A 19,980-nucleotide genomic window follows, 5' to 3' on the forward strand; every position below is an offset into this window, starting at 1 on the left:
GGGCTGCAAAGCAGCCCCAGGACCCCAATCACGACACCGTCACCTCAAGGCTCGCCAAATAATCCCCAAACCCCTCCCGCGCCCGGCTGTCCCGCCGGCTGCTGGTGGCCACACTATGCCGTGCCGTCCACGAAATCTGCGCCCCTTGCGCTTCCAGGTCGCGCACCAACTGTACATCCTCATGCGCTGGCAACGGCTGGAAGCCCCCAATCTGCAGATAAGCCTGCGCGCTGACCCCAAGGTTGGCACCGTGAATATGCCGATGCCCTTCACGCGCCTCGTAGCGGCTCAGGTACAGCCGACGCAAGGCAGCCTTCTGCCAAGGCTGCCAGCATTCCACATGCACCGTTCCACAGACCAGATCTGCCCCAAACGCCAGTTGCGACAGCAGCCAGTGCGGCGGCACCTGGCTGTCGGCATCGGTACAGGCCAGCCAGCTGGCGCCTTGTTCGATCACCTTGGCGGCCCCAGCCCTGCGTGCCATGCCAACGTTGCCGGCGTGAACGTCCAGCGTCTGCACGCCATGACGCCTGGCCACCGCCGCGCTACCGTCACTGCAGCGGTCCAACACCACCAGGATGCTGACCTGGTAGCCCGCTTGCTCGGCCTGCGCGGCAGCGACCTTGACCGCCTTGAGGCACCGCCCCAGGCGTCGCGCCTCGTTGTGCGCGGGGATCACTACGGCGATCATGGGCAGGTCTCGTCAACGTCCACCACGCTGGGCTGGCATGACCAGTATTCGAGTAGAAAGTCCGCTTCCTCGTGGCGATACACCGGATACAGCGGTAGATGCTTGCCCAGCATCCGGTGCACCTCGCGGCCATCCTGCGGGCAGCCCGCGATCGGGTGTTTCCAGTGACAGGCCAGCAAGCCGCCGTCGTAGCTCAGGCTGGCGACCGACTGCTCGATAACCTGCAGCCAGTCTGTCGGGTCGAGGTAGTAACCCAGTTCACTCAACACAATGAGATCGAAGCGCCCCCCGGGCCAGTCACCTGGTAACTTGCCTAATTCAACCGCGGCGTGGCTCACGTTCGCGAGGCGTTCACGGGCCAGGCCCACCGCGGTCGGGTCCAGGTCCTGGCACAGCAGGTCGGCACAACGCTCGGCCAGCAAGGCGCTGAGTTCGCCGTTGGCACAGGCCGGTTCAAATACACGCTGGTAGCATTGGCGAGGCAGGCTGGCCATGACCAGCTCACGTTTGCGCTTTTCGTACCAGCGGGTGCGGAAGGCCCAGGGGTCTTCACTGCTGGCGTAGAGGTCGGCGAAGTATTGCGCGTCGAGGCTCATGTCGATTCCCTTACAAGAACACCAGTTCGAATGGCTGTAGCAGGCAGTCCTGCAAAGCGGCGGGCAGCACGGGCGGTTGGCCGTCATCCGGCTCCAGCTGGCTGGCGTGCGCAGCCAGTGCCTTGCGCTTGCGGGCCAGGCGGGCTTCATCGAGCTGCACGCGATGAGCCCGCGGCCAGGGCAGGCGAGGGTCGTCCGGTTGCGCCCAGTGCCAGGCCCATACCGGCACCTCCACCAGTTGCACCTTGCGCGCCAGTGCCGATTGCGCGGCGGCCCTGCCAACCGCTTCGTGATCACAATGGCCATCGTTGCGCCAGGTGGCCATGAGCAGGTCGTCGGGCTTGAGCAGCTGGCTCAGGTGGTTGACCAGATAGGCCTCGTCGCGCGGCAGCGCACCATCCTTCAGGTGCAGCCTGCGCCAGTCCAGGCGGTTAAGGTCCAGGTCGAGCTGTTGCAGGGCGTGGCGGCTCTCCAGCGGCCGTTGCCTGCGCAAGCGGTGCTCGGTCCAGTGCCTGGAGCCTGGGTGGCTGCCCTCGCCATCGGTGGCCGAAATCAGCACCAAGTCTTCTTCGCGCCCGTGAAAGCCCGCCAGCAAGCCGCCCGCCATGAGAATTTCATCATCCGGGTGGGGGGCGATCAGTACCAGGCGACGCCCCGGCGGGCACAGTTGCCCGGGGTCGATCCAGGTGGCCCTGGCCAGGTGCGCGGCATGCTGCCAGTCAGCCCAGGGGGTGCCGTTGCTGGACGCGATCAAATTCATAACTGCCAAGCTCCTGCTGGCACGTTCGCCAGCTGCTGTCCGAGGGCCGCCAGGTCACGCTCGGCGTGGCTCTGGCGCATAAAGACCGGCAAATCGGCGCTCAACCGGGCAAAGTGGCTGCTGCGGCAGAACGGCGAGGCACCCAGTGCCCGCCCCACGTGATGGATCACCTGCTCAACGGCCTGTTCGACCTGCGCGCGGGTGCGCCGCACCTCGAAGCTGGCATCCGCGCTTGGCTCGCGGTCGATCCAGGCTGCACACTCGCGCAGCGCTGCCCTGGCGCCAAGCAAGGCCGCGTCGACCGCGCCCAGGTGGGCGTCGGCATGCGGGTCCGGGCGTGGGTTGCGACAGTGTGCGCGCAGGTAATCGGCCAGTGCCTCGGCGGCGCCGTACCAGCAGGCCGCAATGCCAGCCCCGCCGTGCCAGAAGCCCGGGCGCGACAGATACTGCCCCGGCTTGCCGATGGCGATGCCGGGTGTATGGCTGAACTCGACCTCGACGCTTGCCGTGGTGGCCATGCCCACAGCTTGCCAGTGCTCGATGTTCAAGCCTTGGCTGGGGTGCGACAGCTCTATCGCTACCAGCTGCGGTTGTTCGTCATCACCCCAGGCAGTGATGAGCGCGCGGTCGATCTGCAAGGCACCTGAACACCAAGCCTTGCGGCCAGCCAGGCGCACCTGCTCGCCCTGGCGTTCGACGATACGTGCGCGGGCATTCGGCGGTTCGGCAGCCCACACGCCCCAGATACCCTCCTGGGCATGGTGCGCGGCGCCGCATTCGGCAAGGATCGCCAAGGCATCGGTATGGCCCTCGTAGAGTTTGGCCAGGGCCATGTCACAGCCAGCGATGCGTGCCAGGCTCTGCCACCGCCGCAAGGTGTTGCCTTGGCCCGGCAAGGGCAGCAGGTCAAGGTGGTCAGCCTGCAACGCCTGGATCAGCGCTGGCAGCTGGGTATCGAGGTTGAGCGCCTGCGGCCGTTCGGTAAAGGCGCGCAACAGGCGGTCAAGGTTGTTCAGATCAAAGTCCTGAATGATGCTCATCAGCCCAGCCCTAGCTGTTTGCGCATGCGCGCGGTGATCGATTGACGGGTCTTGCCCATGTCGGCCCATGGGTCGTCCACTTCGGCCAGGCGTTCGTGCAGGTTGCCGATGTGCCATTGGTTGGCGCCCTTGAGTTGCGCCAACTCTTCGCGCCAGATGGGCACGGACACCGGCAGGCCTTCTCGCGCCCGCAACGAGTAGGCGCAGGCGGTGGTAGCGCCTTGGCCATTGCGCAGATAGTCAATGAAGATACGCCCGACCCTGTTCTTCGGCCCCGACACGGCGCTGAGCCGATCGGGGAACAGATTGGCCAGGTAATCGACGATGGCATGGCTGAAATCCTTCACCTCGTCCCAGCCCGCTTTGCGGGTCAGTGGCACGACGAGGTGGATACCCTTGCCGCCGCTGGTCTTAAGGAACACCTTCAGGCCAAGCTCGTCGAGCAGGGTCAGAGTCAGTTGCGTGGCCTCCAGCATCGCCTTCCACGGCAGCGCAGGGTCCGGGTCCAGGTCGAGGATGAAGCGGTCCGGCTTGTCGAAATCCTTGTCGGTGGCGTTCCAGGTATGCAGTTCGAGCATGTTCATTTGCACCGCGCCCAGCAGGGTGTCGGCGCGGTTGATGACCATGGCGGCCTGGCCGGCCGCTTTCTTGTCGTAGCTGACCACATTGGGGATGTGCAACTGGTCGGCGTTTTTCTGAAAGAACAGCTCACCCGCCAGGCCATCGGGGGCACGTACCAGCGCCACGGGGCGGTTTTTCAGTTGCGGCAGAATCCACTCGCTGACCTGCGCGTAGTACTCGGCCACCTGGCGCTTGGTGGTTGCGCGGGTGGCGTCGATGATGCGCTCAGGGTGGGTCAGGCGCAGTTCGCCCAGCGCCTCGGGTTTGCGCTGAGCCTTGGGCTTGGCGACGGACTTGCCAGGCATGGCGTGCTCCAGATCGATGGCGGTGGCAGGTTTGTCATCCCGCAGCCCATGGAACACCGCGTGGCGCACCACACCGTCGCGGGTCATCTGGGCGTAGGCCACTTCGGCCAGCAGGGTCGGCTTGAGCCAATGCACACCCCGCGCTTCTGCACCGGTCGGTGGTTGGCTCAAGGGTGGTTTGGCCGTTTGCAAAGGCTTGAGCCGCGCATGAATGCTGCCCAGGGTGGCCGCGCTGAAGCCGGTGCCCACCTTGCCGGCATAGCGCAACGCGCCGCCCTCGTCGTGCACGGCCAGTAGCAACGCGCCAAAGGCGCTGCGGCTGCCCTTGGGGTCGGTGTAGCCGACTATCACGAATTCCTGGCGTTGCTGGCACTTGAGTTTGATCCAGTCGGCGCTGCGCCGGCCGATGTAAGGGCTGTCGGCGCGTTTGCCAATCAGGCCTTCGAGCTTCATGCGGCAGGCGCTGTCGAGCAGTGAGTCGACTGGCTGATCGAAGCCTTCGGAAAACCGCAGCCATTGCGAATCGTCCTGGTCCAGCAACTGCTGCAGGGTGTTGCGCCGCTCTTGCAGCGGTAATTGGCGCAGGTCCTGGCCGCCCAGAAAGGGCAGGTCGAACAGGTAATAGAGAATGTGCTGATCGTCTTCGCTATCGAAGGCGTTCTGCAGGGCCTGGAAGTCCGCCACGCCATGGGCGTCGTTGACCACCATTTCGCCGTCCAGCCAGGCCGAATCGAGGCCAAGGCTGCGCAGCGCGGCGTGCTGATGCGGCAGCTTGGCAGTCCAGTCATGGCCGTTGCGGGTGTACAGGCGTATGTCATCACCGTCGATGCGCGCGAGAATCCGGTAGCCGTCGAACTTCACCTCGTACAACCAATCGCCGGCCGGTGGCGAGTCGACCAGCGTGGCCAGTTGCGGTTGCAGCGTATCGGGTAGCGCGGCCAGCTGGGCGCTGGCCTTGCGTTTGCGTGGCGTACGGGGCGCCGCCTTGCCGGCCGTTTTTCGCACCCTGGGGACCAGGGTCCGCTCGCTGAGCACGCTGTCGGGCTGAGCCTCGACGATGCTGTACTCGGCCTCGCTGCGGGCTTCGCCATCGTGCGACTTGACCAGCATCCATTGTTCTTTCTTGCCCCCAAGGTGGGTGCGAAACAGGTTCCATACGCCATTGAGTTTCTCGCCCTGCAAGCGAAAACGCAGCTTGCCCTTGGTATAGGCCTGCTGCGCGTCACCCTCGGGCTCCCAGATGCCCCGGTCCCAGACAATCACGTCGCCTGCGCCGTAGTGGCCTTCCGGGATATTGCCCTCGAAGTCGGCGTAGTCCAGCGGGTGATCTTCGACGTGTACGGCCAGCCGGCGCACCTTCGGGTCCAGCGAAGGGCCCTTGGGGATCGCCCAGCTTTTCAGGGTGCCGTCGAGCTCCAGACGAAAATCGTAGTGCAGGTGGCTGGCGTCGTGCTTCTGGATGCAGAACTGCAGGGCATGGGGCTGCTTGCCTTGGCCACGGTTACCGCTGGGCTCGGGCGTGGCGTTGAAGTCGCGTTTGCGCTGGTACTCCTGCAGAGGCTTGGCCATGGCGGGGTCCTGAAGAATCGCGGGGGCTCTTCAGGTGGGAGAGGGCGGTGCGAAGGGAGTTCAAAATTTCCGTATAGGCAGCCGCCCCCTCAGGGCACCCCGGTGTTCGTCGGGGCGGCTGCACGGCGGCCCTCAGCAGGCTGAACTGCTAGCCTCGCCATCGACCAAGCGCCAGATCCCCAGCGGGTTGGCGTTCTGTAACGCCGGCGGCAGCAGCTCATCCGGGTAATTCTGAAAACACACCGGCCGCAGGAAGCGGTCGATGGCCAGCGAGCCCACCGACGTGCCGCGCGCATCCGAGGTGGCAGGGTACGGGCCACCATGCACCATCGCATCGCACACCTCGACGCCTGTCGGGTAGCCATTGAGCAACACGCGGCCGACCTTTTCCTGCAGCAGCTCGCTCAGCCAGCCGAAGCCCGGCAGCTCCGTTGCTTCGCCCATCAGCGTGGCGGTCAGTTGCCCGCGCAGGGCCTGCACGGCCGCTTTGAGTTGCGCCTGGTCTTCGACTTCGATGATCAGGGTCGCAGGCCCGAACACTTCTTCCTGCAACAGCGGGTCGCCGTTCAGCAGCATGCCGACATCCGCCTGGAACAGCTGCGGCTGCGCTTGGCGCTCGCCTTGCTCGGCGCCTGCCAGGTGGCTGATGCCGGGGTGAGCGTGCAGGTGCTGCAAACCCTGGCGATAGCTGGCCAGGGTGCCGGCGTTGAGCATGGTTTGCGCCGGCTGGTCGGCCATGTGCGCTTGCAGGTGCGCGACAAATTGGCTGAATGCGGCTGAGCGCAGCCCCAGGATCAGGCCGGGGTTGGTGCAGAACTGGCCGCAGCCAAGGGTCACCGATGCCGCCAGTTCGCGGGCCAGTGTGGCGCCTCGCTGTGCCAGCGCTTCAGGCAGCAGGATTACCGGGTTGATGCTGGACATCTCGGCGAACACCGGAATCGGCTGCGCCCGTTCGGCGGCCATGCGCACCAGCGCGTTACCGCCCTTGAGCGAGCCGGTGAAACCGACGGCCTGGATGGCCGGGTGCTTGACCAGCCACTCGCCGACACCGCCGCCGTAGATCATGTTGAACACGCCCGCAGGCATCGCGCTGCGTACCGCCGCCCGCAAGATGGCATCGGCAACCGCTTCGGCGCTGGCCATGTGGCCGCTGTGCGCCTTGAACACCACCGGGCAGCCTGCGGCCAGCGCCGAGGCGGTATCGCCACCAGCAGTGGAGAATGCCAGGGGGAAGTTGCTGGCCCCGAACACGGCCACCGGGCCGACCCCGATACGGTACTGGCGCAGATCCGGGCGCGGCAGTGGCTGGCGCTGCGGCAGGGCCCGATCGATACGTGCACCATGGAAATCGCCCCGGCGCAGCACCTTGGCGAACAGGCGCATCTGGCCACTGGTGCGGGCCCGCTCGCCCTGGATACGGCCAGCGGGCAGGGCGGTTTCGCGGCAGACCGTGGCGATGAAATCGTCACCCAGCGCATCGAGTTCGTCGGCAATGGCATCCAGAAACACTGCGCGTCGTTCGGCAGGCAGGTTGCGATACGCCGGGAAGGCGGCGGCTGCAGCGGTTGCAGCCGCATCCACCTCCGCTTCGGTGGCTTGGCAGAAAACGCCCGGTAATGCTTCCCCTGTGCTGGCGTCGAGGCTGACAAGCCGGGTGCTGCCTTGCGCCGAGCGCTGGCCGCCGATGTAGTTGTGACCAAGAATCTGGGTCATGAAAGCTCCAATAAACGTTAAAACGGGTACGTGAAGCGAACCGTCAGGTGATGGCGCCGATCTGCCAAGGCACGAACTCGTTCTGCCCGTAGCCGTGTTGTTCACTCTTGCTGCGTTCACCCGAGGCGATGCGCAGCATCATCTGGTAGATGTGCTGGCCGCGTTCTTCGATGGTCATGCTGCCGTCGGCGATGCCGCCGCAATTGACGTCCATGTCATCTTCCTGGGTTTCCCACAGGCGCGTGTTGGTCGCCAGCTTGATCGACGGGGAGGGCGCGCAGCCGTAGGCCGAACCGCGGCCGGTGGTGAAGGCGATCAGGTTGGCCCCGCCAGCGACCTGGCCGGTGGCGGAGATCGGGTCGTAGCCGGGCGTGTCCATGAACACCAGGCCATGGGCGCGCACCGGTTCTGCGTATTCGTAGACATCCACCAGGTCACTGGAGCCAGCCTTGGCCACCGCCCCCAGTGACTTCTCCAGGATGGTGGTCAGGCCGCCGGCCTTGTTACCGGCAGAGGGGTTGTTGTTCAGTTCGGCGCCCATGCGTTGGCAATAGGCTTCCCACCATTGGATGCGCGCGATCAGTTTTTCACCGACCTGCTGGCTTACCGCGCGACGTGTCAACAAATGCTCGGCGCCGTAGATTTCCGGGGTCTCCGACAGTATCGCGGTGCCGCCTGCGGCCACCAGCCGGTCCACGGCATTGCCCAGGGCGGGGTTGGCGGTAATCCCCGAATAGCCGTCCGAGCCCCCGCATTGCAGGCCGACCGTGAGGTGGCGCACGCTGACCGGCTGGCGCTCGACCTGGTTGGCTTCGGCGAGCAACGCCTTGACCTGGGCAATACCGCTGGCGATGGTCTTGCTGGTACCGCCGCTGCCCTGGATGGTGAAGGTGCGCAGGGTGTGGCTGCTTTCCAGCCCCTGCGCGGCGAGCAGGTCGGGGATCTGGTTGGTTTCGCAGCCCAGGCCGATCAGCAGCACCGAGGCAAAGTTGGCGTGCACGGCATAGCCACCCAAGGTACGGCGCAGCATGGCCAAGGCTTCGCCGGAGGGATCGACGGCGCAGCCAACCCCGTGGGTCAGCGCCACCACACCATCGACCTGCGGATACGGCGCCAGCGCCTCGGGGTGGATGTCCCGGCGAAAGTGGTCGGCGATCGCCCGGGCCACGGTGGCCGAGCAGTTCACCGAGGTAAGGATACCCACATAGTTGCGCGTGGCGACCCGGCCATCGGCCCGCACGATGCCCATGAAGGTGTCATCGTTGGGCGCCTGTACACCCCGGGCATCGACGCCAAAGGCGTAGTCGCGGGCAAAGTCGCCCATGGCGAGGTTGTGCACGTGCACATGCTGGCCCGCTGCGATGGCCTGGCTGGCGAAGCCGATGATCTGGCCATAGCGGCGCAAAGGCTGGCCGACAGCCAGGTCGCGCGCAGCGACCTTGTGCCCGGCGGGGATGGCCTGGCAAACGGTGATGCCTTCGTCCAGCAGCAGCCCTTCGGGCAGTGCCTGGCGGGCAATCAGCACGTCATCGAGCGGGTTGAGTCGGATCACGGCGTTGGCAGTGTGTTCGCTGCCTGTTGTTGTAATGAGTTGCATGACAATCACCTCAAATAGGGTGCGGGGCTCAGGCCAGCCCGCGCTCGCGATAGTCGATCAGGCCAGAGAACAGCATCAGGCCGAAGGCCATGACCACGAAGAAGATCAGGGCCAGGAAGTAGGAACCGGTGAACTGCACGATCAAGCCGATCAGGATCGGCACCAGCACGCCGACCATGTTGCCGCAGAAGTTCATGCTGCCACCCAGCACGCCAGCTTTGGACTTGCCCCCGAGAATGGCCGGCAGGCACCAGTACATCCCGCACCAGCGGATGAAAAACAGCGCCACGCACAGCAGCGCGATGACCCGCGCGGCATCCGGGGTATACGCCACCAGCAGGATGCACAGCGCGGCAACGGCGGCCGAGCCTGCGAACATGCTGCGCATCACCGTGTTCGGTTGGCCGCCGTTGGCTTTCCACTTGTCCGAGATCCAGCCGCCGATCAGCTCACCGATAAAACCACACATGAAGATCAGGAAGGTGGCGCCACCCATGGCCTTGATATCGAGGTTGTGGGCTTGGTGCAGGTAGCTCGGCATCCAGGTCAACAAGCCGTAGAACACGCTGTTGTAGCAGGCGTAGCCGGCGAACATGCACAGCACTGAGCGGCTCTTGAGCAGTTCCTTGAGCACCGCTTTGCGGTTGCCGTTGGCTTGGGTCGCGGCATCGTTGGCCTGGGTGATGTAGGCAAGCTCGGCAGCGTTCACCTGCGGGTGTTCGCTGGGGTGGTTGCGGATGTACCACCAGGCCCAGATACCTGCCGCCACGGTGCCGACGCCGGCGATGATGAAGGCGATGCGCCAGGAGTCGAACCAGGTGATCAGCCCCGCGATGATGATGGCGCCAAACGCGGTGCCCAGCGGCGCGCCGCCGTCGACCAGGGTCGCCCCTCGGCCACGTTCGTTGGGGGTCAGCCAGGCCCCGTTGAGCTTGGCACCCGCCGGCATGATCGGCGATTCGGCCACACCGAGGCCGATGCGGGTGACCAGCAGAGTGATCCAGTTATGGGCAAAGCCGCCCAGTGCCTGGAACGCGCCCCAGCCGATGGTGGCGACACCGATGATATTGCGCACCTGGAAGCGGTCGAGCAGCACACCGGCCGGGATCTGCATCAGCGCGTAAGACCAGAAGAACGCGCTGAGGATCAACCCTTCAAGCGCGGGCGTAAGTTCGAACTCGGCAGAAATCAACGGCAGGGCCACCGACAGCGAAGCCCGGTCGATGTAGTTGATCGCTGCCAGCAACAGCAGGATCAGGAAGATCCGCCAGCGCACAGTAGTCGGTCTGGCGGTGTCTGAGCTGGCCGTGGCGGCGGCCGAGGCCGCGGTGTAAGGGGTGTTCTTCATGCTCATCTCACTTTTGTGATTGTTATGAAATGCCGCGGCGGCGCGGCCCTGCGCCGCCATCGGTTCAGAGCGTCTTCACCTCGCCAGGTGAGATGGCCGAAGGTGTCACGGCAATGCCATTGCACAGCGGGGCGCCGAAATCGGGCAGGCTGATCTCGAACACATCGCCCTCGACGGGCTTGATCTGGTCGGCGAACGACAAGGTCGCCGTGCCGAAGAAATGAATGTGCACATCGCCCGGGCGCAGGAACTGGGCGTACTTGAAGTGGTGATACTCCAGGTTGTCCAGAGAGTGGCACATGTTGTCCTCACCGCTGAGGAAGGCCTTTTCCCAGATCACCTGGCCGTCGCGACGAATCCGGCTGATGCCGTCCAGGTGGCGGGGCAGTTCACCCACCCGCAGTTCGGGGCCGAACGAGCAGCTACGCAGCTTGGAGTGAGCCAGGTAAAGGTAGTTGCGCCGTTCCATCACATGGTCGGAGAACTCGTTGCCGATGGCAAAGCCCAGGCGGTAGGGCTGGCCGTCATCGCCGATCACATACAGGCCGGCCAGTTCAGGCTCTTCGCCGGCATCCTCGGCAAATGCCGGGCTCTGCAACGCCTGGCCGGGCCGAACGACGATGGAGCCGTCGCCCTTGTAGAACCACTCCGGCTGCACGCCCGCGGTGCCTGGCGCAGGGCGCCCGCCCTCGATCCCCCACTGGAAGATCCGCGCAGTGTCGGTCAGCGTGGCGGCATCGTCGGTTTTCTGCTGGTGCATCTTGTCGCGGGTCGAGGCACTGCCCAGGTGGGTCAGCCCGGTGCCGCTGATCAGGCAATGGGCCGGGTCTTCGTGGTCCAGCGGGGGCAATACCCGGCATTCGCTCAAGGCCTGGCTGTAGCGTTGTTCGGTGCTGTACAGGCCACGCTCGTGTACTTCGGCGGCCAGGCTGTGCTGCTTGCCGATCGCGGCCAAGGCCAGTTCGCGCATGGAGTGGGTATCACGCACGACCTGGATCAGGTCGCCTTCAACTACGCCTACGTAACGTTGGCCTGGGGTGGTTTCAAATTGGATCAGGCGCATGCTGGCTCCTGTGTTGTTCTTGTGGGGATGCCGACACTTTAATTTTCCCCGGCGTTGCTGCCTAATGAGAGCTGCTGACCCCGTGATAACTTTAAGTGATCCCCTATGCTGCCATCCTTGAGTTCCATGGCCTCTCGCCTTCGCTTGCGCCAGTTGCGGCTATTGATCAGCCTCGACGAGCTGGGCTCCATCCATAAAGCGGCCGAGGCAATGTCCATCACCCAGCCCGGTGCAACCAAGGCCCTCAACGAGATTGAATCAACGCTTGGCGCGGTGCTGTTCGAGCGCACCAGCAAGGGCCTCGAAGCCAATGACCTGGGGCGGTGCGTGCTGCGCTATGCGCGACTGATCAGTAATGACCTGGCTCACCTGCGGGAAGAAATGCTGGGGATTCTGCAAGGCCATGGGGGGCGCTTGTCGGTTGGCACCATCATGGGCGCGGTACCGATACTGGTGGAAGGCTTGGCGCGCCTGCGCGACAGTCAGCCAGACCTGTCGGTCTCGGTGGTCGAGGACACCAGCGACCGCCTGCTCAACTTGCTCGACCAAGGCCGCCTGGACGTGGTGATCTGCCGGACCAGCGTCAGCCCGCGCCCAGCCGCGTACGACAGCCGGCCCAAGCACCAGGAACAGTTGGTGCTGGTGGCCAACCCTGGGCACGCCCTGGCCGGCAGTGAGTCGTTGAGCCTGGGCCAGTTGGCCGGCTCACGCTGGCTGGTGTTCCCGGTCAACATGCCCATGCGCCTGACCCTGGAGCGCGAATTTCGCGAAGCGGGCCTGAGCTTTCCGCAGTACCCGATTGAAACCTCTTCTACCTTCACCACCTTGTCGATGCTGCTGCAAGACCCTGGGTTGCTGGCCGTGATGCCGTGGGATGTCGCCAAGGTCGCGGTGGACCACGGCATGCTGGTGCGCCTGCCGTTGCAGTTGAAGTCACGCAGTGAGCCGTACGAAGTGGTTACGCGCAAGGACGTGGAGCTGAGCACACCAACGCAGATGCTGGTGAGCATCCTGATGGCCTGAGCCCGCTGGCGTTGGCGCCTTCAGTCACCGAAAGGGCCGGCGGCGGTGAACGCGCCACCTTGCAGGTGCGCACTGGCATCGTCAGCAGCAGGCTTGGGCTGTTGCGCAAGCTTCTCGCGAAAGCGCTCCGAGCTGTCCTGCGGGTTGAAGCCCAGGTGCGCGGCGAAGCGGTTGTCCCACCACAGCTCACGGTTTGCCGAAACCCCATACACCACGGTGTGGCCAACGTTTTCGGCGAGCAACGCACGTTCTACCAGGTGCGCAAGGTCCGCATAACTCAGCCACGTCGAGAGCATGCGCAGGTTGCGTGGCTCGGGGAATGACGAGCCGATGCGCAGGCTCACGGTTTCGATGCCGTAGCGGTGAAAGTAGAAGGTGGCCAGGTCTTCGCCATACGACTTGGACAAGCCGTAGTAGCAGTCCGGGCGGCGCACAGACTGCGCATCCACCGTCTCGTCCTGCGGGTAGAAGCCAGTCACATGGTTGGAGCTGGCGAACACAACCCGCTTGATGCCGTGCTTGCGTGCGGCCTCATAGACATGAAAGGTGCCGCGAATATTGGCGTCGAGAATGTCTTCGAACGCACGCTCCGTGGAAATGCCCCCCAGGTGAACGATGGCGTCCACGCCTTGGGCAAGCGCCAGTACCCCGTCCTTGTCCGCCAGGTTGCAACTGATCACCTCTTCATGGTCGCCAGCCGCTGGCGCCATCGCACTGATATCGGAAGCGCGCACGACGGTGGCGTGGGCCTGCAAGGCTTCGCGCAGGATCTGCCCGAGCCCGCCGGCAGCGCCGGTCAGCAGCAAGCGGTTGAAGGGTTTGCCCGAAGTGGGCGAGGCGAGTGTGGTCATGGTCAGCACCTTGGCTTTAAAGGTCGTTGGGGGTAGCGATAACGCCGGGCTACCTGGCAGGCACCCGGCAGCGCGGCATTACATGAAGTTGTACTGGACGCCCAGACGCCAGCGGGCCTGGCGGTCATCGGTATAGGCGTTGACTTTGATGTCACCCACCTCCATGAACGGCGCCCACTGCTTGTTGAGCTTGTACTTGATGATCAGGTTCTGCTCGTAGTCGCTCTTCTTGTTGTCGTAGCGGATGTAGTCGGTATCGAAGTGGATGTACTGGTACTCGAAGGCCCACGGGCCTTTCGGGGTGTAGCCCAGCCAACCTTCGAGGCGCGTGGTGTTCTGGTTGTCCTTGGCTCGGTCCGCCTTGGAATGATCGATCTGGTCGCGGTCGAGGTTGCGCGCGTCATGCCGCACACGGGTGGCGACGTACCAGGTGTCGCTGATCTTGTAGCTGTACTTCAAGCCGAACTTGTAGGCGGTGGCGTCCTTGGAGCTGTCCATCTGGAACGCCGGGGTAAGGGTCGACTTGGGGCTCAGCTTGTAGTTGTAGTCCACGGTGAACTCATGGCCGTTGTTGACCATGTTGTCGTAGGCCACGTCCTCACGGTCGCCGGCGGTCTTGTACTTGATCTCGGCGGCGAACCCCAGGCCGGTTTCCATCCGGTAATTCAGCTTGATGCGGTCGGAATGGATGCTGTCGTCTTCGGTGTAGCCGTGGCGGTAGTTGAGGCTGGCCGAGTCTGCGCAGGCATAGAAAGACAGGCCGAGTGTGCTGACAGCAATGAGATTGCGGAGTGTGGTGTTCATTCGATCTTCTTTTCTTGTTTTTGTTGAGGTCGTTTTGAAGCGGGTGGTCACCATCGGATGCGGTGGGGGGCAGGGTGCCGCGATCAGATTCGGCAAAGTTATCGTACAACATTTGGGTTGTCTACGATTTCTTGGTTGGTTGTCGGATGACTTCTTTTTAAGCGCCTGAGATACGCTTTCTAGAGGGTTTTATACGAACATTAAAATGCGATACACGTCCCAAAAGACACAAATAGGTGCTCGTGCAGGCCGGATTTGAAAGTTTTAAAGGGGTGCTTTTCAAAAGTTGTATGATGACGTAGGATTGCCTCCAGAGCGTGACTCACCCGCCACAAATCCAATAAGAAGGCTCAGACGTCCATGATCATCACTGCTGTAAACGTCCAGGTTTTTTCCTACCCCACGCGCCGCGCTGTCGACAGTGCCGGCCATGCCCACCCCGGTGACGTGACCCAGGCCAAGATGGCGTTGCTGCGCATCACCACCGAATGCGGCAACGAAGGCTATGCACTGGGTGCCCCTGAACTGATCCGCCCGTACGTGCTCGATGGCTTCGTGCGCAAAGTGCTGGTAGGCGCCAATGCCTTTGATCGCGAGAAGATCTGGCACGACCTTGCGCACTGGCAACGCGGCAGCGCCAGCCAGTTGACCGATCGCGCCCTGGCACTGGTCGAGCAGGCCTTGTGGGATTGGGCCGGGCGCAAGCTGAACGTGCCGGTGCACAAGCTGATTGGCGGTTACCGCGACAAGGTGCCTGCGTATGGCTCGACCATGTGTGGCGACGAGCTCGAAGGCGGTTTGTCCACCCCTGAGGAATACGGGCGTTTTGCCGAAACGCTGGTCAAGCGTGGCTACAAGGCCATCAAGCTGCACACCTGGATGCCGCCGGTATCCTTCGCGCCCAGCGTGAGCATGGACATCAAGGCCTGCGCCGCCGTGCGCGAAGCGGTCGGCCCCGACATCGCGCTGATGATCGACGGCTACCACTGGTACAGCCGTACCGACGCCCTGACCATCGGCCGCGCCCTGGAAAAGCTCAACTTCGCCTGGTTCGAAGAACCGATGATGGAAGACTCTGCCGAATCCTATGCCTGGCTTGCCGGCCAGCTGGACATCCCGGTGCTGGGCCCGGAAAGCCTGGGCGGCAAGCACCTGAGCCGGGCCAGCTGGGTCAAGCATGATGTTTGTGACATCCTGCGCGCCGGGGTTGCCGGGGTCGGCGGTATTGCACCGTGCCTGAAAGTGGCGCACATGGCCGAAGCGTTCGGCATGGATTGCGAAATCCACGGCAACGGCGCAGCCAACCTGGCCGTGGTCGGGGCCATCAAGAACTGCACCTGGTACGAGCGCGGCCTGTTGCACCCGTTCCTCGACTATGACGAGGTGCCGGCCTACCTCAAACGCCTGGTCGACCCAATGGACAAGGACGGTTTCGTCCACCTGTCGGACCTGCCTGGCCTGGGTGAAGAGATCGACTTCGACTACGTCGAGACCCATACATTGCAGCGCTTCTGACCCGTGCATGGCGGTGCGCGACAGTGCGCGCCGCCCGAGAGTCCAATAACTATAAAAAGGCAATCTCACATGAGCGTACTTCCCACATTCTGGGCAGGGGTCCTTGCCGCATCGCTGGCAATGACCTCGGCACCCACTGCTTTGGCCAAGACACCCGCCGACCAGTTGATCGTCGGCATGAGCATGATCAACCTGTTGTCCCTGGACCCAGCCGGTGCCACCGGGCTGGACGTCTCCGAGGTCAACGCCAACCTGTACGACATGCTGCTGGTGCAGGATGCGCAGCAACCGGACCAACTGGTGCCGGCGCTGGCGCAAAGCTGGCAGGTCAGCGATGACCGCAAGACCCTCACGTTCAAGCTGCGCGAGGGCGTCACGTTCCAGTCCGGCAATGCCTTCAGTGCCGAGGACGTCGTCTGGTCGCTGCAACGCATCCTCAAGCTCAACCTGGCCTTGGCCTCGACCTGGAAGGCTTACGGTTTCACGGCAGGCAATGTCGCCCAGTACATGCGTGCCAGTGATGCGCACACCTTTGTCCTCGAGCTGCCGCGGCCGACCGACCCGCTGCTGGTGCTCAACACCCTGGCGACATCGCCTAGTGCCTTCATTCTCGACCGCAAGGTGGTCCAACAGCACCAGAAGGGCGATGACCTCGGCGCCGCCTGGCTGACCACGCATGCTGCCGGCAGCGGGCCGTTCATCCTCAATGACTGGCGCGCCAACGATGTGATCCTGATGAGCCGTTTCGACGGTTACTGGGGCGGCCCGGCCAAGCTCAAGCGCATCGTCATGCGCAACATGACCGAATCGCAGTCGCTGCGGCTGATGGTGGAGCGCGGTGACCTGGACCTGGCCAAAGGCATGTCCGCCCCAGACATCGAAGCGCTGGAGAAGTCCGACAAGGTGCGCACCGAGACCGTGCAGCGCGGCACCCTCTACTACGTGGCGCTGAGCGTGAAGCAAAAGCCCTACGACGACGCCCGCGTGCGCAAGGCGGTACGCTCGCTGATTGACTACCAGGGCATCAACCAGACCGTCATGCCGCATTACGGCCAGCTCAATCAACGGCCACTGCCGCTGGGCCTGCCGGCACGCCTGGACGACCCAGGCTACCGCCTGAACGTGGCCGAGGCGAAACAACTGCTGGCCGAAGCCGGTTACCCCAACGGCTTCAAGACCACCATCCGCGTACTCACCGAGCCGCCCTTCATCAACATTGCCTCCAGCCTGCAGGCCACCCTGGCCCAGGCGGGTATACAGGCCACCATCGTCACCGGTACCGGCAACCAGATCTACGGCGCCATGCGCGAACGCAGCTTCGACATCCTGGTCGGCCGTGGTGGTGGCGGTGCCGAGCGCCACCCGCATTCGAGCTTGCGCACCCTGGTGTACAACCCGGACAACCGTGACGAAGCCAAGCTGAGCAACTTCCAGGGCTGGCGCACCTCGTTCTACAGCCCCGAGCTGAACAGCCTGATCGAGCAGGCCGAAGTCGAACCCGACAAGGCCCGGCAGCTGGCCCAGTACCAGCAGATCCAGAACACGCTCGACACCCAGGTTGGCGCGATCCTGCCGGTTTCACAGATGACCGACACCGTGGTGCTGTACCACGACGTGCAGAACTATCAGGCCCACAGCGCGGCCACCACCCGTTACAAAGACGTCTACAAGTCGCGATGAGCGGGACGGGGGCGTGCGCGCCCCTGACGCCTCGGTGTTTGCTGAACGCTTTTTCAGGAGCCTGTTATGTTGCTTTCGACTGCCTCTGTGCTGGGCACCCGCGTGTCTGCCACTGCCCGACGGGCCAGCACGGTGCTGGTGACCTTGCTTGGCCTGTTGGCGCTGACGTTCTTCATTGGTCGGGTGATGCCGCTGGACCCGGTGCTGGCCGTAGTCGGTCCGGATGCTGACAGCTCCACCTATGAGCAGGTCTACCAGGCCATGGGCCTGGACAAACCGATCTGGACCCAGTTCGGGCTGTACCTCAACGATTTGCTGCACGGCGATTTCGGCAATGCGCTGCTCACCGGCCACCCGGTGCTGGACGACATCAAGCGGGTGTTCCCGGCGACCATCGAGCTGGCCACGCTGGCGATCCTGTTCGGCATCCTCATCGGCCTGCCACTGGGCGTGGTCGCCGCCAGCAACCAGGGCCGGCTGGGCGACCATGTGGCGCGGGTCATCACCTTGTTCGGCTACTCCACGCCGATTTTCTGGGTGGGCATGATGGGCCTGCTGGTGTTCTACGCCTGGCTTGGCTGGGCCGGCGGGGCAGGGCGCATCGACCTTGCGTATGACGGCATGGTCCCCGACGTGACCGGCCTGCTGCTGATCGACACTGCCTTGGCGCGTGACTGGGAAGCCTTCAGCAGTGCGCTGCGCCACATCATCTTGCCGGGGCTTATCCTCGGGCTGAACTCGGTGGCCTATATCAGCCGCATGACGCGCAGCTTCATGCTCGAGCAGCTCTCCCAGGAATACATCATCACAGCGCGGGTCAAGGGCCTGTCGCGGCGCCAGGTGGTCTGGGGCCATGCGTTTCGCAACATCCTCGTGCAGTTGCTGACTGTCGTCGCGCTGGCCTACGGCTCGCTGCTCGAAGGCGCGGTACTGATCGAGACCGTGTTCGCCTGGCCCGGTTTCGGCCAATACCTCACCAGCAGCCTGATGCTCGGTGACATGAACGCGGTGATGGGCTGCGTGCTGGTGATCGGCCTGATCTTCGTCGCCCTCAACCTGATCAGCGATGCCCTGTACAAGGTGTTCGACCCAAGGACCCGCTGAGCCCCAGCGGGCCGCGTGAACACATTGCATAACTATAAAAAGAAGGACGCCCACATGAAGACTGTACTCCCCCCGCTGCACATGAGCCTGCTGGGTGCGATCCTGGCGCTGGGGCCAATGGCTGCCGTGCAGGCCAAGACCCCCGCCGACCAGTTGATCGTCGGCATGAGCATGGTCAACCTGTTTTCCATCGACCCGGCCAACGCGCCGGGCCTGGATGCCTCCGGAGTCAATGCCAACCTGTACGACACGCTGGTCAAGCGCGACCAGGGCAACCCGGAAAAACACCTGCCACAGCTGGCCGAACGCTGGGCCATCAGCGAAGACGGCAAGCAGATCACCTTCCACCTGCGCACTGACGTTACGTTCCATTCCGGCAACCCGCTTACCGCCGAGGACGTGGCCTGGTCGCTGTACCGCGTGATGAAGCTCAACTACGGCCTGGCCACTACCTGGAAGGCCTACGGCTACACCGTCGACAACATTCAGGCACTGATTCGCGCCAGCGATGCACACACCTTGGTCATCGACCTGCCACAGCCGACCGACCCGCTGCTGCTGATCGACTCGCTGGCAACTTCGCCCAGTGCGGTCATCGTCGACCGCCTGCAGGCCTTGAAACATGAAAAGAATGGCGACCTCGGCGCCGCCTGGCTGGTCACCAACGAGGCCGGCAGCGGCCCGTTCACCTTGGCCAAGTGGAGCGCCAACGATGCGCTGGTGATGAACCGTTTCGACGGCTACTGGGCAGGCCCGGCAAAGATGAAGCGGGTGCTGGTGCGGCACATGACCGAATCACAGTCGCTGCGCCTGATGCTTGAACGCGGCGACCTGGACCTGGCCTATGGCATGGCCGCGCCCGACATCAAGGCCGTCGAGCGCACCGGCACGCTGCAGGTTCAGCCCTTGCAACGGGGCACCCTGTACTACGTGGCGATGAGCATGAAGCAGCCTGAGTTTGCCAACCCGAAAGTGCGCGAGGCCGTGCGCTACCTGATCGACTACAAAGGCATCGACGAGCAGGTCATGCCGCACTATGGCCTGCTCAACCAGCAGCCGATGCAACTGGGCCTGGACGCACGCCTGCCAGACCCTGGCTACCGGCTGGACGTGGCCAAGGCCAAGGCGTTGCTGAGCGAAGCTGGCTACCCGCAAGGCTTCAGCACCACCCTGCGGACGTTGTCCGAACCGCCTTTCATCGACATTGCCGCACGCATGCAATCGACCCTGGCCGAGGGCGGCATCAAGGCCAGCATCGTCACCGGTACCGGCAACCAGGTGTACGGCGCAATGCGCGCACGCAACTTCGAGATGATCGTCGCCCGCGGCGCCGAGCGCTACCCGCACCCTTACTTCAGCCTGCGTACCTTCGCTTACAACCCCGACAACAGTGACGCGGCCGGCCTGCCCAACTTCCAGGGCTGGCGTGCATCGTTCTTCGATCAACCGCTCAATGCGCTGATCGAGCAGGCCGGGGTCGAGCGAGACCCTGGCAAGCGCCTGAACCTGTACCACCAGGCGCAGAAGCGTTACGACGAACAGGTCGGCCCGATCATGATGATTTCGCAGATGACCGACACCGCAGTCAGCGCGGTGGACGTCAAGGGCTTCACCGGCGATGACGCCGAGGCGACCCGTTACCTGGGCGTCTACAAGCAACGCTGAACACTGCCGAGGGCGCCTGCGGGTGCCCCAGGTGG

The 19,980-nt window shown here is 63.9% G+C and carries 16 protein-coding genes; 5 read left to right on the forward strand and 11 right to left on the reverse strand.

The features are described 5' to 3' along the window. Positions 1 to 28: 28 nt before the first annotated feature. From CKW22_RS16950 to araD1, 9 genes are all read right to left on the reverse strand, one after another. Positions 29 to 691, reverse strand: a complete 663-nt coding sequence (locus tag CKW22_RS16950) for a glycosyltransferase family 2 protein (RefSeq protein ID WP_095064461.1) — start codon at positions 689 to 691, stop codon at positions 29 to 31. Next, a complete protein-coding gene (locus CKW22_RS16955; RefSeq protein ID WP_095064462.1) occupies positions 688 to 1,287 on the reverse strand; it encodes a bifunctional 2-polyprenyl-6-hydroxyphenol methylase/3-demethylubiquinol 3-O-methyltransferase UbiG in 600 nt (199 codons plus the stop codon). Before CKW22_RS16955 ends, CKW22_RS16950 begins: the two co-directional genes overlap by 4 nt. A gap of 10 nt (positions 1,288 to 1,297) precedes the next feature. Then, the gene (locus CKW22_RS16960) at positions 1,298 to 2,047 is read right to left on the reverse strand and encodes a PIG-L deacetylase family protein (protein WP_033697939.1); all 750 of its coding nucleotides are present in this window, start codon (positions 2,045 to 2,047) and stop codon (positions 1,298 to 1,300) included. Then, a complete protein-coding gene (locus tag CKW22_RS16965; RefSeq protein WP_095064463.1) occupies positions 2,044 to 3,087 on the reverse strand; it encodes an acyl-CoA dehydrogenase family protein in 1,044 nt (347 codons plus the stop codon). The genes CKW22_RS16960 and CKW22_RS16965 overlap by 4 nt, the downstream gene beginning before the upstream one ends. Next, positions 3,087 to 5,582 (reverse strand): DNA ligase D, encoded by a 2,496-nt coding sequence (gene ligD, locus CKW22_RS16970; protein WP_095064464.1) that lies wholly within the window; start codon positions 5,580 to 5,582, stop codon positions 3,087 to 3,089. The genes CKW22_RS16965 and ligD overlap by 1 nt, the downstream gene beginning before the upstream one ends. Positions 5,583 to 5,714: 132 nt before the next feature. Then, complete coding sequence (locus CKW22_RS16975; protein ID WP_095064465.1) at positions 5,715 to 7,295, reverse strand: aldehyde dehydrogenase (NADP(+)); 1,581 nt, start codon at positions 7,293 to 7,295, stop codon at positions 5,715 to 5,717. Positions 7,296 to 7,338: 43 nt separating this feature from the next. Then, complete coding sequence (locus tag CKW22_RS16980) at positions 7,339 to 8,892, reverse strand: UxaA family hydrolase (protein WP_033697935.1); 1,554 nt, start codon at positions 8,890 to 8,892, stop codon at positions 7,339 to 7,341. A gap of 28 nt (positions 8,893 to 8,920) precedes the next feature. Further along, positions 8,921 to 10,240, reverse strand: coding sequence for an MFS transporter (locus CKW22_RS16985; RefSeq protein ID WP_177447951.1), 1,320 nt, complete (start codon positions 10,238 to 10,240; stop codon positions 8,921 to 8,923). Positions 10,241 to 10,304: 64 nt separating this feature from the next. Next, positions 10,305 to 11,303 (reverse strand): AraD1 family protein, encoded by a 999-nt coding sequence (gene araD1 / locus CKW22_RS16990; protein ID WP_047583195.1) that lies wholly within the window; start codon positions 11,301 to 11,303, stop codon positions 10,305 to 10,307. A gap of 105 nt (positions 11,304 to 11,408) precedes the next feature. On the opposite strand from araD1, the gene CKW22_RS16995 reads away from it, so the two are divergent. Then, the gene (locus CKW22_RS16995; RefSeq protein ID WP_033697933.1) at positions 11,409 to 12,326 is read left to right on the forward strand and encodes a LysR family transcriptional regulator; all 918 of its coding nucleotides are present in this window, start codon (positions 11,409 to 11,411) and stop codon (positions 12,324 to 12,326) included. 20 nt (positions 12,327 to 12,346) lie between these two features. Here CKW22_RS16995 and CKW22_RS17000 read toward each other — a convergent pair whose 3' ends face one another. Next, the gene (locus tag CKW22_RS17000; protein WP_095064466.1) at positions 12,347 to 13,177 is read right to left on the reverse strand and encodes an NAD(P)-dependent oxidoreductase; all 831 of its coding nucleotides are present in this window, start codon (positions 13,175 to 13,177) and stop codon (positions 12,347 to 12,349) included. A gap of 78 nt (positions 13,178 to 13,255) precedes the next feature. Then, positions 13,256 to 13,981, reverse strand: coding sequence for an oligogalacturonate-specific porin KdgM family protein (locus tag CKW22_RS17005; protein ID WP_033697931.1), 726 nt, complete (start codon positions 13,979 to 13,981; stop codon positions 13,256 to 13,258). A gap of 360 nt (positions 13,982 to 14,341) precedes the next feature. Between CKW22_RS17005 and CKW22_RS17010 the strand changes: the two genes are divergently transcribed. From CKW22_RS17010 to CKW22_RS17025, 4 genes are all read left to right on the forward strand, one after another. Then, positions 14,342 to 15,496 (forward strand): mandelate racemase family protein, encoded by a 1,155-nt coding sequence (locus tag CKW22_RS17010; protein ID WP_033697930.1) that lies wholly within the window; start codon positions 14,342 to 14,344, stop codon positions 15,494 to 15,496. Between the two features lie 120 nt (positions 15,497 to 15,616). Continuing rightward, positions 15,617 to 17,176 carry an ABC transporter substrate-binding protein gene (locus CKW22_RS17015; protein WP_227697305.1) on the forward strand — a complete coding sequence of 520 codons (1,560 nt, stop codon included), beginning with the start codon at positions 15,617 to 15,619 and terminating at the stop codon, positions 17,174 to 17,176. 66 nt (positions 17,177 to 17,242) lie between these two features. Then, positions 17,243 to 18,280 (forward strand): ABC transporter permease, encoded by a 1,038-nt coding sequence (locus CKW22_RS17020; protein ID WP_033697928.1) that lies wholly within the window; start codon positions 17,243 to 17,245, stop codon positions 18,278 to 18,280. 54 nt (positions 18,281 to 18,334) lie between these two features. Then, positions 18,335 to 19,945, forward strand: coding sequence for an ABC transporter substrate-binding protein (locus CKW22_RS17025; protein WP_033697927.1), 1,611 nt, complete (start codon positions 18,335 to 18,337; stop codon positions 19,943 to 19,945). Positions 19,946 to 19,980: the final 35 nt, after the last annotated feature.

Source organism: Pseudomonas sp. Irchel s3f19, assembly GCF_900187555.1.
Classification (GTDB): Bacteria; Pseudomonadota; Gammaproteobacteria; order Pseudomonadales; family Pseudomonadaceae; genus Aquipseudomonas; species Aquipseudomonas capeferrum.

Bases quoted from the DNA above. Each gene is read 5' to 3' on its own strand.
- CKW22_RS16950 (WP_095064461.1), bottom strand. From the start codon at position 691: ATGATCGCCGTAGTGATCCCCGCGCACAACGAGGCGCGACGCCTGGGG.
- CKW22_RS16955 (WP_095064462.1), bottom strand. From the start codon at position 1,287: ATGAGCCTCGACGCGCAATACTTCGCCGACCTCTACGCCAGCAGTGAA.
- CKW22_RS16960 (WP_033697939.1), bottom strand. From the start codon at position 2,047: ATGAATTTGATCGCGTCCAGCAACGGCACCCCCTGGGCTGACTGGCAG.
- CKW22_RS16965 (WP_095064463.1), bottom strand. From the start codon at position 3,087: ATGAGCATCATTCAGGACTTTGATCTGAACAACCTTGACCGCCTGTTG.
- ligD (WP_095064464.1), bottom strand. From the start codon at position 5,582: ATGGCCAAGCCTCTGCAGGAGTACCAGCGCAAACGCGACTTCAACGCC.
- CKW22_RS16975 (WP_095064465.1), bottom strand. From the start codon at position 7,295: ATGACCCAGATTCTTGGTCACAACTACATCGGCGGCCAGCGCTCGGCG.
- CKW22_RS16980 (WP_033697935.1), bottom strand. From the start codon at position 8,892: ATGCAACTCATTACAACAACAGGCAGCGAACACACTGCCAACGCCGTG.
- CKW22_RS16985 (WP_177447951.1), bottom strand. From the start codon at position 10,240: ATGAAGAACACCCCTTACACCGCGGCCTCGGCCGCCGCCACGGCCAGC.
- araD1 (WP_047583195.1), bottom strand. From the start codon at position 11,303: ATGCGCCTGATCCAATTTGAAACCACCCCAGGCCAACGTTACGTAGGC.
- CKW22_RS16995 (WP_033697933.1), top strand. From the start codon at position 11,409: ATGCTGCCATCCTTGAGTTCCATGGCCTCTCGCCTTCGCTTGCGCCAG.
- CKW22_RS17000 (WP_095064466.1), bottom strand. From the start codon at position 13,177: ATGACCACACTCGCCTCGCCCACTTCGGGCAAACCCTTCAACCGCTTG.
- CKW22_RS17005 (WP_033697931.1), bottom strand. From the start codon at position 13,981: ATGAACACCACACTCCGCAATCTCATTGCTGTCAGCACACTCGGCCTG.
- CKW22_RS17010 (WP_033697930.1), top strand. From the start codon at position 14,342: ATGATCATCACTGCTGTAAACGTCCAGGTTTTTTCCTACCCCACGCGC.
- CKW22_RS17015 (WP_227697305.1), top strand. From the start codon at position 15,617: ATGACCTCGGCACCCACTGCTTTGGCCAAGACACCCGCCGACCAGTTG.
- CKW22_RS17020 (WP_033697928.1), top strand. From the start codon at position 17,243: ATGTTGCTTTCGACTGCCTCTGTGCTGGGCACCCGCGTGTCTGCCACT.
- CKW22_RS17025 (WP_033697927.1), top strand. From the start codon at position 18,335: ATGAAGACTGTACTCCCCCCGCTGCACATGAGCCTGCTGGGTGCGATC.